This window comes from Acinetobacter sp. IK23 (assembly GCF_035615275.1).
GTDB lineage: Bacteria > Pseudomonadota > Gammaproteobacteria > Pseudomonadales > Moraxellaceae > Acinetobacter > Acinetobacter seifertii.
In genome coordinates this window covers 17320-31309 of the sequence record NZ_JANBNX010000036.1, presented here as the reverse complement: position 1 = coordinate 31309, position 13990 = coordinate 17320, and the positions used below count along the sequence as shown (strand labels likewise).

Genomic DNA, 13990 nt, shown 5'->3' with positions numbered 1-13990 from the left:
TATCATCAAATTCATCACTTAAAGCAACCAACTTAATCACAAGTAACTGTTTTTCAACAAGTTTCTATCTGCATCACCGCCGATGGATGTGCATTATAGACCATTAAATTCCCTTTGCAATACCTTTTTAAACATTAGCGCAACAACAGCTCGCTTTTTGATCAAAAATGGTAAAAATATTCATTTTTTATATAAACATGGTTGTAAAAGCAGCAATTTATCGAGATTTTTTTCATTTTGGTTCTTCTCTTGCCATCTTAAAGGCCGGCAATCGATATATTCACAATATCCACCCTCTCCCTGAAGACACTGATCATTCAAGCTTAACTGGTAGCTGAAACTTCCTATATATCCAGCTGCCAATCCAAATTTATAATCACCACGACTTTCAGCATAGAGCTCAAAAATAACTTTGCCGTTTTTTTTGCATTGCCAAGAAAACTCTCGAGGTAAGTACATTTCTCTTCCAAAAGGTGTTTGAACTTTTGGATAAACACGGTAAATATGAAAATTAACTTCTTCAGTAAAAGTTAATGGTTCTTTGCCTATTTCTTGAATATCTAAGCGTGAACACAAAACGATATTCCATTGGTTTCTTATTTGGGTCAAAGTGACTTGGGTTGTTTCATTGAGATTAATCACTTGATATGTGTAAAAACATAAAGATAGAAAGGGTAAATGTAATGCTCGAGCATGTTTAAATCGCCCTAATCCACTCACTTCATATTTTTGCCCTTTATATAAGATTTCACCTTCACAATGACAAAGAACTGTCCAATAGTCTGATATTCCCCATTGCAAAGCAGATGAGTTCAAAATATTGGAAGGAGTTTGAATAACTAGATCACAGCTCATCTCAGAATCCACTCGTTTAAGATGAATTTGAGGAATTTGCCATTCAATAAGATCAGTTTTATCAAATTGATAGTAATTAGGATTAAGCTGACATTGTCTTCGAATTGAATAAATTTTTAAGTGATCTACACTGTGTAAACTACTACTGACCAATACTGTTGCTGTATCAATCGCAGAAGTCACAATACTGTTTGCGTTATAACAAAGGGGAATTCTAGGCTGTCCAATCAGGCTAATATAATTAAAATAACGAAGTGGCGCAGGTAAGTTAGGAAGGATTAAACCTTGATAAACAACTTTGAAAAAGCCTCTAGAAGGCTGATATACAACGCCCCCATTTGAGTTGAGGCCCAGCTGCTGCAATTGATTTATCTGATTCATCAACTTCGGCATACTGAACCTCATATAATTTATGTTCTGATAGTCTCGTTATTTTTTTTAGCTAATAGCGTGGTAACAAAGCCCGATAGAGCATAGATAATTGAAACAATCAAAATACCCATTGGGATATTATAAGTGATTGCTGCAAAAATCAGTACTACTGGCAACATAACTACAAAAGGAACACGCTTACGGTCCATTTGCTTAAATGAATAGTATTTAATGTTTGAAATCATAAGTAGTCCAACCACCACCATGATCACCGAATTAATCACTTGAATCGCAATATCACGCAAATCGAAAATGAATGGGTAATCTCGCGCAACCCATACAAGTGAAATAATAATAATTGCAGCAAGTGGACTTGCGATACCAATAAAGTAACGTTTATCAACTACTCCAATTTGAACATTAAAACGCGCTAAACGGAAAGCCGCACAAGCAGTATAAACAAAACAACAAGCTAAACCTATACGGCCCAAATCATGCAGACTCCAGCTATACATTAGCATTGCTGGCGCTACACCAAAGGCTAACAAATCTGACAAAGAGTCATATTGCTCGCCAAAAGCACTTTGCGCACCGATTGCTCTGGCAACTCGACCATCTAACCCATCTAACAATGCTGCTATAAAAATGGCATAAATTGCTTGAGTAAATTCGCCATTCATACTCGCAATGATGGAATAGAAACCAGACAATAAAGCGGCTGTAGTTATTAAGTTAGGCCAAAGATAAATACCTCGACGCTTTACTTTTTGTCCTTCCGGATTATCTTCCTCTTCAACCACTTCGAACGTAATCCCATCAAAAGAATGTTCATTATGAGTTAAATCTTGCTCTGGTTTAGGCGCATTTGTCATTATTTTCTATTCCAAACATGTGCATTGATTTAGATTAATTATTACTCACCCACTAACCAGCGTACAGCGGCATGACCACCCGTTTCTTGCATACGTAAGTGAGGGAATAACCATTGTAGGGCTTGATCGGCTTGTTCAGAGAACTGCCAAGGCGGGTTGATTACCAATAAACCACAACCATTTAGACCTACAGGAGTGTCATCTGGCCATACACAAATTTCACAAACTAACTGACGGCGAATTCCTGTTTTGAACATTTTCTTTTCAAAACGCTCAATCATCGCTCGGTCTTTAATTGGATACCAAACTGCAAAAACGCCTGTTGGCCATTTCTTATGAGCTTGTTGTAACAATTCAACTAATTGCGGAAAATCTTTACGTTCTAACTCGTATGGCGGGTCAATCATGACTAGACCGCGCTTTTCCTTCGGTGGAATTACACCAAGTAAGCCTTCATATGCATCGCGCTCGTGCAAACCTGCACGTTTGTCATGAATGTTATGACGTAATTGCTGAAAAACATCACGTTGCATTTCAAATATAGTCGCTTTATCAATTTCGCGCATACCTTGTAATGCAAACCAAGGAGAACCAGGATAACTCCCCTTACCTTCTTGAGAGCGTAGTTCTTCAACAAGTTTTAAGTATTGTTGAATTGCTTCAGGAGCTTGGCGCTTTTCCATTTCTGAAAGCTGAACAAGACGATGAATACCTGTTAGGAATTCTCCTGACTTTTGCGCAGGTGCTTGAGATAAATCATATTTTCCTGCACCTCCATGCGTATCGATATAACGATAAGGTTTATCTTTGGCATTTAAACGATTAAGAAGCTGTAGCAAAAGCACATGCTTCATAACATCTGCAAAGTTGCCCGCATGGAAATGGTGACGGTAATTCATGTTGACTTTAATTCCTCAATTCAACAAATAGTTTAACATGAAAAAAATATTCTTTCGTAAGGTTGTGATCATCTAAAATAGAGCAGCTTGATATTTTACGATCTATTCGAGGTTATATGCACTATCACTCGCTTCCTGATTCATGGAATCTGGATCAAATTTTAGATGATTTAAATGCACATGGTTTTGCAATTATAGATCATGCTTATTCAGATCTATATCGCGCTCAGGTTGCCAATGAATGTAGCCACCATATGGATGAATTCAGAGAAGCTGGTATTCAAAACGGCGTGGTAAGCAATATTCGGAGTGACCATATTCTATGGATTAATGATCAGCTTCCGATTGCCCAACAACATATTGAAACCCTAAGTCTATTATCGCAAAGTCTAAATCAAGCATTTTATTTAGGAATTAAAGAGGTAGAAGCTCATTTCGCCTGTTACCATGCAGGTGAATTTTATGCATTACACCGCGATAATCCTCAGCAAAAAAATGATCGTATTATCTCTAGTGTTTATTATTTACACCATGAATGGCAAGAAGACTGGGGTGGACAATTAAGGTTACAAGATAAAAATGAAAATTGGCATATTGTTAAACCTGAACCTAATCGGTTAGTTGTATTTCAAAGTAACTTATTGCACGAAGTTTTAGTTTCTAAACAGCAGCGCTTATCAATTACAGCATGGCTTCGTAGTGGAAACTCAATTTGGGGTTAGATGAGTGCTCTTTAAATTTCTCAAATGACCCCGATATAAGAGCTATTGATTAAAAAGGGCGAAGGCGTATGTCTATTGAAACAAAAGCAATTGTGACCAGAATTGGTGAAACAGACCAACTCTATTTAACGGAAAATACGCCCGAGCTTGCTTTGGAACGTGCAGATTTACGTATGCAACTCGCGATGTTAAGCCGCGTTCGCCAAGAGCAAATTCATTTTTTGCAAGAGGCTATTGTTTTGCTCGAACAAGCTCGCATTGAATATGACGAGATGCCAATGAATTTATATTTAAATTTATCATTGCATTTAGCTAAAGCGTATATGATTTATTTTGAATTAAATAAAGAAAAGCGCTTTGCACTCATTACTCAGCAAATTTTGAAACCACTATCGCATCATGAGCATGCAGATATCTATTTCTTCTTGGCTTATGCTTCGGCAGCACAAGAAAAACCTGCCCTCACTCGGCATTGGCTTACTAAATATGTATCTACAACTCAATGTGATCTTGAACTGGTTCATGAACATCCGGTATTTCATCCAGTCCGCCATGAGTCATGGTACAAAGATTTATTAAAACGAAAAACTCATTAAAGTATGAATTTTAAAAGGCCTGTTGCTAATAAACAGGCCTTTTTATTTTGCTATTTTTTGAGGCTATCTTCATGTAACTGTTCGTTGAGTTCATCAATGACGACAATCCACTCATCATCTTTTTCCCAATGACTTTTTAAAAAATCACTTTGTCCTTTTGACCAAAAAGATGCTTCATGTAATTTCTGTTCAGCAGGCAATTGATGAGTTTTGATGAAGTTTTCAATACTTGCCTCGTCAGCATCTAATCCCAATTGTTCAAATAAAAGTTGTAATGTCGGTTGCTGTTCAAACACTGTTATTCTCCTATAACTTCTTTTCCATAATCTAACAACTATAGAGTTTAGTTGCATATCTATGTCTATATTTTCTTGTTGTTTTTTGTGTGTAGTTATAAATTTTCAAACATAAAAAAGCACCCTACAAGAGAGTGCTTTTTAATTCATTAAAGTAATGAATTATTTTACCATGTCAGCAATTGCTGCACGTTCTTCTTCAAGCTCGTTTAGAGTGAAGTTGATACGCTCACGGCTAAATTCGTCAATTTCTAAACCTTGAACGATTTTATATTCACCGTTTTCAGTTGTTACAGGGAAACCGAACATAACGCCTTCTGGAATACCATAAGAACCATCAGATGGAATACCCATAGTTACCCACTTGCCGTTTGTACCAAGCGCCCAATCACGCATATGGTCAATTGCAGCGTTAGCAGCAGAAGCAGCAGAAGACAAACCACGCGCTTCGATAATCGCAGCACCACGTTTACCAACAGTTGGAAGGAATACATCTTTGTTCCAAGCTGGATCGTTGATCTTGTCTTTTAAGCTTTCGCCATTTGCAGTTGCAAAACGGTAGTCAGCATACATTGTTGGAGAGTGGTTGCCCCAAACTGTTAAGTTTTCGATGTCAGCAACAGCAACACCAGCTTTTTGAGCAACTTGAGTCAACGCGCGGTTGTGGTCAAGACGTAACATAGCTGTGAAGTTTTTCGCAGGAAGATCTGGAGCAGATTTCATTGCGATGTAAGCGTTAGTGTTTGCAGGGTTACCTACAACCAATACTTTAACGTTACGGCTAGCAACTTCGTTTAATGCTTGACCTTGGCCAATGAAGATTTCACCGTTAACTTTTAACAAGTCAGCACGTTCCATACCAGGACCACGTGGACGAGAACCAACTAATAATGCATAGTCAGCATCTTTAAATGCAACTTTAGGATCATCAGTCCCGATCATGCCAGCCAATAAAGGGAAAGCACAGTCATCAAGTTCCATCATTACGCCTTTAAGCGCTTGTTGTGCTTTTTCAACTGGAACTTCAAGCAATTGTAAAATAACTGGTTGATCTTTACCTAGCATTTCACCGCTTGCGATACGGAATAATAAGCTGTAACCAATTTGACCTGCAGCGCCAGTCACGGCAACACGAACGGGTTGCTTCATGTAATTGTCTCCAATGAGTGTCCTTAATCGGGCTAAATAGCGATTCTATCTAACCAAATCATCATAAACGGCAAAGATTGTACTCTAAAGAAGTTGCAGATGCATGTAAAAGCGACTCATTTTCACCAAAAGTCTGATAGAAAATACAAATTAATCTTTACAAATAGATTCAATGTATGGTCAGCATTTTTTTATGAAATGGTAGCTCGCTTAGTAACTACCTTTAATTGTAATTTCACTTGGACAATTCGAGACAACGTGATTTGAACACTGTTTATATTGGCCATTTACGGTGTAACAGACTTTAACTTCTGTGAGAACAACATCCGAACGAGATAACTGGCAATTAAAACGGATACCATTTTGAGGCATGCTTGGATTAAGCTTCGTAAATTGCTGACGTAGTGTAGATTGCTGCATTTCTACATTGCTAGAACTTGTTAAATTAGCAGGTATTTTTAACCGCTCGGCAAAGTTAATAATCGTACGGAAATATTGACTCGCATTCATAGGAACACAGCCACCGACACTTTTCCAAAGCTGCACGCGAGCATTATTGTCTGGCATAACACGAGCAACAACTTTAGCTTGTAATGGTGATAGTGCAGCAGAACTTTCTGTTGAACAGTCAGTTCGGGTAGTTTCTGGCATTAAGCCAGTAATTGTAAGTGAATATCCTTCCAGACATTTACGCTGCTTCTGTTTAGAAGGATCTAACGAACAGACAGCAGGCGTCATCTGTACATGCATGACATAACCTTGCACGTTAACAGGTTCCGCATGTAAAACAGAACTCATCAATCCAATGCTTGCACAGATCAACCACCATGCAAGTTGTGATATTGATTGAGGTCCTAAATATCTATATTTCATTTAATTAAAACTTGGTTATGCCAATTAAAAGAATGTTCCATCATTCATCATCTAAAATTAAGGTGATGACCGCATTGGAATGACTTTCATACGCTGTATTAATGACTGAGCGCCTTGACCCAATACCACTCCATAATGTGTCGCATTCGTCATGACATGCTTAACGTAATCTCTTGTTTCAAGCAATGGAATGGTTTCAGTATACTGATCAGCCTCAATCGGTTGGTAATCTGGTTGCCAACGTCTTGCACGATTCGGGCCAGCATTATAACCTGCTGTCGCTAAAACAGGGTTATTGCTTAACTGACCTTGAATCATTGATAAATAAAATGTTCCATAACGAATATTGGTATTCATTTCACTCAACGCCGCCGGATTATATGTCTCCCCCATCTGACGAGCAATCAACTTTGCTGTATCAGGCATAATTTGCATCAGGCCACCTGCCCCCACATGGGAACGTGCCGAGGTAACAAACCGACTTTCTTGACGCATTAAACCATAAGCCCAAGCTGGATCAATTCCAGCATTGTAACTATGACTTACGACATTAGTCTTATGTGGGGTGACATAACGATAGGTATCATTATGTTTACTAGTTGTACGATCCGCTGCATAAATTGCACGGTCATACCAACCCATATCATGAGCACGCTTTGCGGCAGCTAATAATAAACCATCATCATGTTGGAGATAGGCCTGACGGACTGCCCAGTTCCATTCGCGATTTGTATAAGTCGGATTGGCGTTAATGCGTCTCAGAGTAAATGCACGATTAAAGTGAATATTTTGATCTAAACGGCGCAAATCACTTGCAGTTGGCTCATCACTATAAGGTTGATGATTATAGCGTACACCTAAACGGTCTTTTGCAAGTAAGTTGTGATAATCATCACCACTTTCAGCGAGTTTCTTATAAATACGTTGTGCCGTATTTTTAGAATTGCTATCACCACGCTGTTCTGTCGCACGAGCTAACCAATATTGCCAGCGATCTTCTTGCTTCTGTGAAACCGACATACTATCAATCGCACGAATTAAACTTTCCCATGCGCTAAAGCGAATTGCTTGTCGTGCATAAATTTCAGCTTCTTCAGGGCTTAAAGGGTAGCCATAACTCGCATCAAAGTATTGAAGAACTTCTCGGTTAAAATTATTTTTCATGACCGTAGTTCCGCCAATATAAGCTACGGTTCGATATAGATATTTTTGTACACTCTCGGGAGTGCCTTGCGCTACTCGCTGCACATTTGCAAAAGCATTCCCCAAGTCATTATTTGCTAAACGTCCCAATGCAAAAATCAGATAAGCATAATCTACATCATTAGTTTTTGGGGCAGTCCACAAATAGTTAAGCGGATTTGCCTGAATCTGGTTAAGCTGAGCCAAAGAAAGATTTATTCCTAAACTTTGAGCAGTAGCAAGTGCCTGTCCAGATAGACCAGAGCGTAGCTGTACCCAAAGACGTTGTTGCTTATCTTGAGTACTCATTAATGGACTAGAAATCATCATACGACCTAGCCCAACACATGATTCTGGTTGAGATTCTGTTGCCAACCAAACATCTTTATATTCAGCAAATACTAATGCATCACCACTTTTAGCTCTCACCTGCGCTAAAGCACAATTTTCGGCTGGATCAGGGTTAGAAACATAAGATAAAAGTGGTTGAGCAGATACAAAGTCAGCTTGCTTTACTTTTTCTTCTACATAGTCTGCTGCAAGCTTCTCTGCCATGGCAGATTGAGGATAGCGTTGGGCAAAACTTATAATTGATGTTGGGGATTGAAAGCTAAGATTGCTGTTTAGTTTCCAGTATTCAGGATAATAACCCAATACATCATTTTGCATTGCAGCCTGATATTGATCTAACAAGGCTGTATTACCACTATTTGCGGCATTCAATGCATCATTAAATTGTTCTTCTGCTGCATAAGACAATGAACAACCAAGTAAACACACAGCCCCTAACCAGCCACGATGTGCATATTTATTTTTCATCACACGACTCTTGTTTGATGAGCTCTTTTTACTTGGTCTCATAAATGTGTTAAACCCTGACTATCCACCTTTAGGCATAGTTTAATTATTCTTCGTGCTTTCTTTTGTTGTGTTATGTAACTCTCTGATTCAACATCATTAAAATTTATGTCATTTATCTTCATAAATCATAGCTCGCTTATGGCAGTTTAATTTTATCTGTTCAGCTCAAATACTGTTATAATGTTGGGTTTGACCCGTTTTGGGTTGTTTTTATTATTTAACTAGATCGATCTGTTAGGAGCCTGCATGACGGTTCAAACCTTCATTCCCAATGGTGCCAAAGCTGCCTCAGAAAACACTGTTACCCAGCCAACGCACACCACTGATGTTTCAATAAAAAAACTTTATATTGAAACTCAAGGGTGTCAGATGAATGAGTATGACAGTCACCGTATGGCAGACCTTTTAGGGGATTCTCACGGCTACGTTTTAACGTCAAATCCTAATGAAGCAGATATTCTGCTCATGAATACTTGCTCTATCCGTGAAAAAGCACAAGAGAAAGTATTCAGTGAATTAGGCCGCTGGCGCAAATTAAAGGATAAAAATCCTGATCTTGTGATTGGTGTGGGTGGTTGTGTCGCATCTCAAGAAGGTGACAATATTCAAAAACGTGCTCCTTATGTGGACATGATTTTCGGCCCTCAAACACTCCATCGCTTACCGCAAATGCTTGATCAGCATAATGCTCAAGTAGAAAAACCAAAAAAGGATAAAATCAAACTGGTTGATATTTCTTTTCCAGATATTGAAAAATTCGACTTTTTACCTGAACCACGCGTAGAAGGCTTTAAAGCATTCGTTTCTATTATGGAAGGTTGCTCTAAATACTGTTCCTTCTGTGTAGTGCCATATACACGCGGTGAGGAAGTTTCTCGTCCACTAGATGATGTACTCGCAGAAATTGCTGGTCTTGCTGAAAAAGGTGTCCGTGAAATTTCATTGCTGGGTCAAAATGTAAATGGCTACCGTGGTGAAACATTCGAAGGTGGCATTTGTACCTTCCCTGAATTGTTACGACTCGTTGCAGAAATTCCAGGTATTGGACGACTACGTTATACAACTTCACACCCACTTGAGTTCTCTGATGAGCTTATTCAGTGTTATGAAGATTTACCTCAAATGGTTTCACATTTACATTTGCCTGTACAAAGCGGATCTAACGATGTTCTACAGGCCATGAAGCGAAATCACACCATTGATGTGTATATCGATAAGATTGCCAAGTTACGTAAAATACGCCCTGATATGCATTTATCGAGTGACTTTATTATTGGATTCCCTGGTGAAACTGATGAAAATTTCGCAGAAACACTTCAGTTTATCAAAGACTTAGATTTCGATCACTCATACAGCTTCGTTTACTCAAAACGTCCTGGTACACCAGCATCAGACTTACCAGATACAACACCTGAACAGGTTAAAAAAGAACGTTTAGCTCAAGTTCAGAAAGTGATTAAGCAATCTAGTATTGAAAAGACTGACGCAATGCTTGGCAAAATTGAACGTGTTCTCGTTGAAAAAGTATCTGATCAAGACCCTAATATTTTATTAGGTACCGCAGACAATACTCGTCTAGTCACTTTTGTAGGTGATGCTTCATGGGTGGGTCGCTTTGCAGAGATCGAGATTACTGAAATTAAAACTTTAAATTTAGTTTACGGCGAGCTCTTGAATCTTGAGCCTGACGTGGCGTAATGTAGAGGTATTCTAAAGTCTACTGAAAGGTTTTCTCTTGACTGCAGCGATTCGACGTACCGTAACATTTCCTGAAGTTTCAATGGAACGTTTAAAGAGCATCTTGGGTGCCTATAATGGGCACCTTAAGCAAATTGAACAGCGTTTAGATGTCAAAATTACTCATCGTGGAGATGTTTTTCACATAGATGGTGAGATAGATGCTGTTGGGAGAGCCGAAGCACTATTGCAGCGACTCTATGAAGAGTCTGAGGTATCCCAGCAAATCAGTGCTGACTTGTTGCATCTACTCATTCAATCTTCTCAAACCGAGCGTAATTTCGAGCTGGTTGGTGAAGAGATGGATGAGCATGATGCACCAATGGATGTCTATTTCCAGACTCGAAAAGGCCGTATTAATCCGCGTGGTGCCAACCAAAAGCGTTATGTACAGCGTATTTTACAAAGCGATATTTCTTTTGGTGTCGGCCCTGCTGGTACAGGTAAAACTTATTTAGCAGTTGCCGCAGCCGTAGATATGCTCGAACGCAACGAAATCCAGCGGATTTTACTTGTACGTCCTGCGGTAGAAGCAGGAGAAAAGCTCGGTTTCTTACCTGGTGATCTTACTCAGAAAATTGACCCATACCTACGGCCTCTTTACGACGCTCTTTACGAAATGCTCGGCTTTGAAAAAGTTGCCAAACTAATCGAGCGTCAAGTGATTGAAGTTGCACCCCTTGCTTATATGCGTGGCCGTACTCTTAATCATTCATTTGTAATTTTGGATGAAGCCCAAAACACAACACCTGAACAAATGAAAATGTTCTTGACCCGTTTAGGTTTTGGCTCTCGTGCAGTAATTACAGGTGATATTACCCAAGTAGATTTACCTCGAGGCCAACAATCTGGTTTGGCACACGCTCTTCGTGTACTTGAGAATATTAAAGAAATTCATATTACCCGTTTCCATTCTCGTGACGTTGTACGTCATCAACTTGTTCAAAAAATTGTTGAAGCGTATGAAGGTTGGGATGGTGAACAACAGCGTCTTAATGCTGAAGCACGTGCTGAACGTAAAGCACGCCAAGAAGCTTTAGTTGCTGAAAACGATACAGCAGCAGACTTGTAACACCAGGATGCTTAAGGATTCACTTTGAAAATCAGTTTAAGTTTACAACAAGACTTTCAATCACCTGAGTTAGAGCTCAAACGAGCTCAACTCAAAAAAATTATTGAGACCACTTTACGCCACGTTGGCTACAAAGAAGATTGTGAAATTGGTATTGCCTGTGTTGATTTGGAAGAAAGCCATCAACTTAACTTGCAATATCGTGAGAAAGATAAACCTACCAATGTTCTCTCTTTTCCAAGCGACATCCCTGAAGAAGTCCTACCAATGCTCGATGCATTACCCCTAGGCGATTTAGTGATTTGTATTCCAGTAGTATTACAAGAAGCTTTGGAACAGAAGAAAACTGCTCAAAATCATTTTGCACATCTATTGGTTCATGGTGTTTTACATTTACTTGGTTATGACCATGAAACAAGCGATGAAGATGCCGAAGAAATGGAAGGCTTAGAAATTGAAATTTTAGCTAAACTCAATATTGCTAATCCTTATCAGGAATCATAAATTTCACTTTTAAACGATTCATAACAGAATCAGCTTTCTAATTTATTTTTGAAATGTGGATATCCTACAAGTTATCCACATTTTTCATTAATGTACCTCAAATTCAGCTTCAGCTGGATCAAAACGCCAAGTACGAATAATACGTAGCTCAGAAATATCTTTCATATTGCTATCAAAACGACCAAATGGCGCACCACGGCGTACAGAAGCTTTTGCAGCTTCATCTAAAACTGAATGTCCTGAACTTTCAAGTAAACGAATTGCACGAATGCCCCCTTGAGCATTCAAAATCACCATAAGGCGAACTTCACCTTTTAATTGTTGTTGTTTAGCTTCTTCTGGATAATAACGGTTACCGTAAAGCTCCACCTTTTCACGGAACTTATCTAAATAAGCTGCTGAAGCATCTTTCTTGGCTTGAATACCATCGACTGTTTTTATTTTTTGTTGACGACTGAAATCTTGCTGACGTTGTAAATATTGAGCTTCTAGGCTCGCGACCATTGCAGCTTTAGCTTGAAACTGGCTTTCTAATTGTTCAAGTGCTTTCTTTCTTTGACTCTCCTCAGCTTGTTTCTGCCAACTCAACACAGTCATGAGTACTTTTTCTTCAAACTTAAGTTCTCTTTGTTGCTGTACTTTTTCTAAAGTTTCTAACTGGGCTTCTCCCGTTGAAGCATCAGTAGTCATAGGCGTCGGAGAATTACTAGACATCCGATGAGCCTCTCTAAAAGTTCCTGAACCTTGTTGGTCTGCTTGCGCTAAAAAATCTGCATGCTTAACAGCATCCTCAGCAGGACGAATAGATATAGCGATTTCTTTCGTGGATTGCTCTGACGGCGCAGGCATAGCAAAATGAATAAGCAGCACAAGAGTATGCAACAAGATTGCGAGTATTATTGCAACAATAAAGACTCGGTCTTGCCACCAATAAAGAAAAGGCTCTATAGGAAGACTTCTTTTTTTCAACATAATCTTAAAAGCATATAAATGCCTTTTCCCCACGGTACTGATACCGAACAAAATACAAACTGATATTCAAATATGGATAAAAGTGTGATTCACTTCAAATATGAGTTTTTATCCATTTTCATTTTGTGAAAATGTATCAATTAAATTTGTTACACTGCAATATCAAAACGTGTTTTTAACATAATAAAGAGTGTGTTGTTTCTTTAATAATTCATCTTCTGGAAGTTCTTTTATGCAAACGCTATTTTCCTCACTAGTCAAACGTCTTCATAAAGTCTACCGCAAAGCTGAAGCCTTCATTGAGGAAGAAAGAGATTTTACATTGTCGCAAACTTTTCTAAACGCGACATTAGAACGCTATGTTACCAATAATGTCGAATTTCTAGATGATTTGCATACAGACCTTTATCATGATTGGTTAAGACTTTATGCCACAATGCATGTCAAAGGTTTAGAGACGACTTTATCTGTTGACTTAAAACTGATTCAGATGGAATTTAATAAAGAACAGCAACTAATCGTTTTTGAACAGATTAGTAATACACAGATAGTAGAAGCTAAATATAAAAATTTCTGGCAAAAAATTGCTGTAAAAGCTGCTATTTTTTACTATCACAAAATTCTAAAAAAAGATCCTTTGGGCATGATTTTGGAACGTTTTAACGTAGCCCAAGAAAAAGATGATCTTATCTTCCTAGACCTGAACCGTTGGTTCGGTAAGAAAGCCAGTATTATTGAAACATTAGGCAAAGTTCATATTAATTATGCGCGGGTTCGTGAAGCAGAATTGGTCGTCTTTGGTAATGTGAACCTTGCAGCTTTACTTTTCAAAGATCAAGATGACGATTTTGAAGATGAACTAGAAGACTCTGAGATTACGCCAATACAGCAAAAAGATGCATAACAACTGTATGAGCTAAAGAAATTTGCTGCTAAAAAACACAAAGAGATTACATATTTAGCATAAATCCTGATTTTTTCTCCATGATCAACAGGCATAATATGCAAAAGTCATAGATGCATCAGCA

Annotated in this window: 13 protein-coding genes and 1 pseudogene; 6 read left to right on the top strand and 8 right to left on the bottom strand. The window is 38.5% G+C overall.

Features of this window, described 5'->3' with window-relative positions; genetic code table 11:
* Positions 1–161: 161 nt before the first annotated feature.
* The 3 genes and pseudogenes from MSG95_RS17375 to MSG95_RS17365 form a co-directional block, all read right to left on the bottom strand.
* Positions 162–1248, bottom strand: a pseudogene (locus MSG95_RS17375) (DUF6670 family protein).
* 17 nt (positions 1249–1265) lie between these two features.
* The gene (gene pssA, locus MSG95_RS17370) at positions 1266–2099 is read right to left on the bottom strand and encodes a CDP-diacylglycerol--serine O-phosphatidyltransferase (protein WP_004705447.1); all 834 of its coding nucleotides are present in this window, start codon (positions 2097–2099) and stop codon (positions 1266–1268) included.
* 41 nt (positions 2100–2140) lie between these two features.
* The gene (locus tag MSG95_RS17365) at positions 2141–2998 is read right to left on the bottom strand and encodes a 23S rRNA (adenine(2030)-N(6))-methyltransferase RlmJ (RefSeq protein ID WP_004705444.1); all 858 of its coding nucleotides are present in this window, start codon (positions 2996–2998) and stop codon (positions 2141–2143) included.
* Positions 2999–3114: 116 nt separating this feature from the next.
* On the opposite strand from MSG95_RS17365, the gene MSG95_RS17360 reads away from it, so the two are divergent.
* Both MSG95_RS17360 and MSG95_RS17355 read left to right on the top strand, forming a co-directional pair.
* Entirely contained in the window at positions 3115–3720 is a 606-nt protein-coding gene (locus tag MSG95_RS17360) for a 2OG-Fe(II) oxygenase (RefSeq protein ID WP_077165190.1), read from the top strand.
* 68 nt (positions 3721–3788) lie between these two features.
* Positions 3789–4316, top strand: coding sequence for a hypothetical protein (locus MSG95_RS17355; protein ID WP_004705440.1), 528 nt, complete (start codon positions 3789–3791; stop codon positions 4314–4316).
* A 50-nt stretch (positions 4317–4366) separates the two neighbouring features.
* Here MSG95_RS17355 and MSG95_RS17350 read toward each other — a convergent pair whose 3' ends face one another.
* The 4 genes from MSG95_RS17350 to MSG95_RS17335 form a co-directional block, all read right to left on the bottom strand.
* Positions 4367–4612: a DUF2789 family protein gene (locus MSG95_RS17350; protein ID WP_077165189.1), complete on the bottom strand. Its 246-nt coding sequence runs from the start codon at positions 4610–4612 to the stop codon at positions 4367–4369.
* Between the two features lie 162 nt (positions 4613–4774).
* Complete coding sequence (locus MSG95_RS17345; protein WP_002119517.1) at positions 4775–5761, bottom strand: malate dehydrogenase; 987 nt, start codon at positions 5759–5761, stop codon at positions 4775–4777.
* 210 nt (positions 5762–5971) lie between these two features.
* Complete coding sequence (locus MSG95_RS17340; protein WP_004705438.1) at positions 5972–6634, bottom strand: ribonuclease T2 family protein; 663 nt, start codon at positions 6632–6634, stop codon at positions 5972–5974.
* 57 nt (positions 6635–6691) lie between these two features.
* On the bottom strand, positions 6692–8635 hold the full coding sequence (locus MSG95_RS17335; protein ID WP_077165188.1) for a lytic transglycosylase domain-containing protein: 1944 nt from the start codon (positions 8633–8635) through the stop codon (positions 6692–6694).
* 288 nt (positions 8636–8923) lie between these two features.
* Between MSG95_RS17335 and miaB the strand changes: the two genes are divergently transcribed.
* The 3 genes from miaB to ybeY are packed head-to-tail and all read left to right on the top strand — an operon-like array spanning position 8924 to position 11990.
* Entirely contained in the window at positions 8924–10375 is a 1452-nt protein-coding gene (gene miaB / locus MSG95_RS17330; RefSeq protein ID WP_019456556.1) for a tRNA (N6-isopentenyl adenosine(37)-C2)-methylthiotransferase MiaB, read from the top strand.
* A 37-nt stretch (positions 10376–10412) separates the two neighbouring features.
* The gene (locus MSG95_RS17325; protein ID WP_324624903.1) at positions 10413–11486 is read left to right on the top strand and encodes a PhoH family protein; all 1074 of its coding nucleotides are present in this window, start codon (positions 10413–10415) and stop codon (positions 11484–11486) included.
* Between the two features lie 24 nt (positions 11487–11510).
* Complete coding sequence (gene ybeY, locus MSG95_RS17320) at positions 11511–11990, top strand: rRNA maturation RNase YbeY (protein WP_004705432.1); 480 nt, start codon at positions 11511–11513, stop codon at positions 11988–11990.
* Positions 11991–12077: 87 nt separating this feature from the next.
* Here ybeY and MSG95_RS17315 read toward each other — a convergent pair whose 3' ends face one another.
* Positions 12078–12962, bottom strand: coding sequence for an energy transducer TonB (locus MSG95_RS17315; RefSeq protein WP_004705430.1), 885 nt, complete (start codon positions 12960–12962; stop codon positions 12078–12080).
* 232 nt (positions 12963–13194) lie between these two features.
* Between MSG95_RS17315 and MSG95_RS17310 the strand changes: the two genes are divergently transcribed.
* Positions 13195–13866 (top strand): hypothetical protein, encoded by a 672-nt coding sequence (locus MSG95_RS17310; RefSeq protein WP_004705429.1) that lies wholly within the window; start codon positions 13195–13197, stop codon positions 13864–13866.
* Positions 13867–13990: the final 124 nt, after the last annotated feature.

What these genes read in the sequence shown, in the direction of transcription:
- MSG95_RS17360 (WP_077165190.1), top strand. Translation starts at nt 3,115, where the DNA reads ATGCACTATCACTCGCTTCCTGATTCATGGAATCTGGATCAAATTTTA.
- MSG95_RS17365 (WP_004705444.1), bottom strand. Translation starts at nt 2,998, where the DNA reads ATGAATTACCGTCACCATTTCCATGCGGGCAACTTTGCAGATGTTATG.
- MSG95_RS17315 (WP_004705430.1), bottom strand. Translation starts at nt 12,962, where the DNA reads ATGTTGAAAAAAAGAAGTCTTCCTATAGAGCCTTTTCTTTATTGGTGG.
- MSG95_RS17345 (WP_002119517.1), bottom strand. Translation starts at nt 5,761, where the DNA reads ATGAAGCAACCCGTTCGTGTTGCCGTGACTGGCGCTGCAGGTCAAATT.
- pssA (WP_004705447.1), bottom strand. Translation starts at nt 2,099, where the DNA reads ATGACAAATGCGCCTAAACCAGAGCAAGATTTAACTCATAATGAACAT.
- miaB (WP_019456556.1), top strand. Translation starts at nt 8,924, where the DNA reads ATGACGGTTCAAACCTTCATTCCCAATGGTGCCAAAGCTGCCTCAGAA.
- MSG95_RS17310 (WP_004705429.1), top strand. Translation starts at nt 13,195, where the DNA reads ATGCAAACGCTATTTTCCTCACTAGTCAAACGTCTTCATAAAGTCTAC.
- MSG95_RS17355 (WP_004705440.1), top strand. Translation starts at nt 3,789, where the DNA reads ATGTCTATTGAAACAAAAGCAATTGTGACCAGAATTGGTGAAACAGAC.
- MSG95_RS17335 (WP_077165188.1), bottom strand. Translation starts at nt 8,635, where the DNA reads ATGAAAAATAAATATGCACATCGTGGCTGGTTAGGGGCTGTGTGTTTA.
- MSG95_RS17340 (WP_004705438.1), bottom strand. Translation starts at nt 6,634, where the DNA reads ATGAAATATAGATATTTAGGACCTCAATCAATATCACAACTTGCATGG.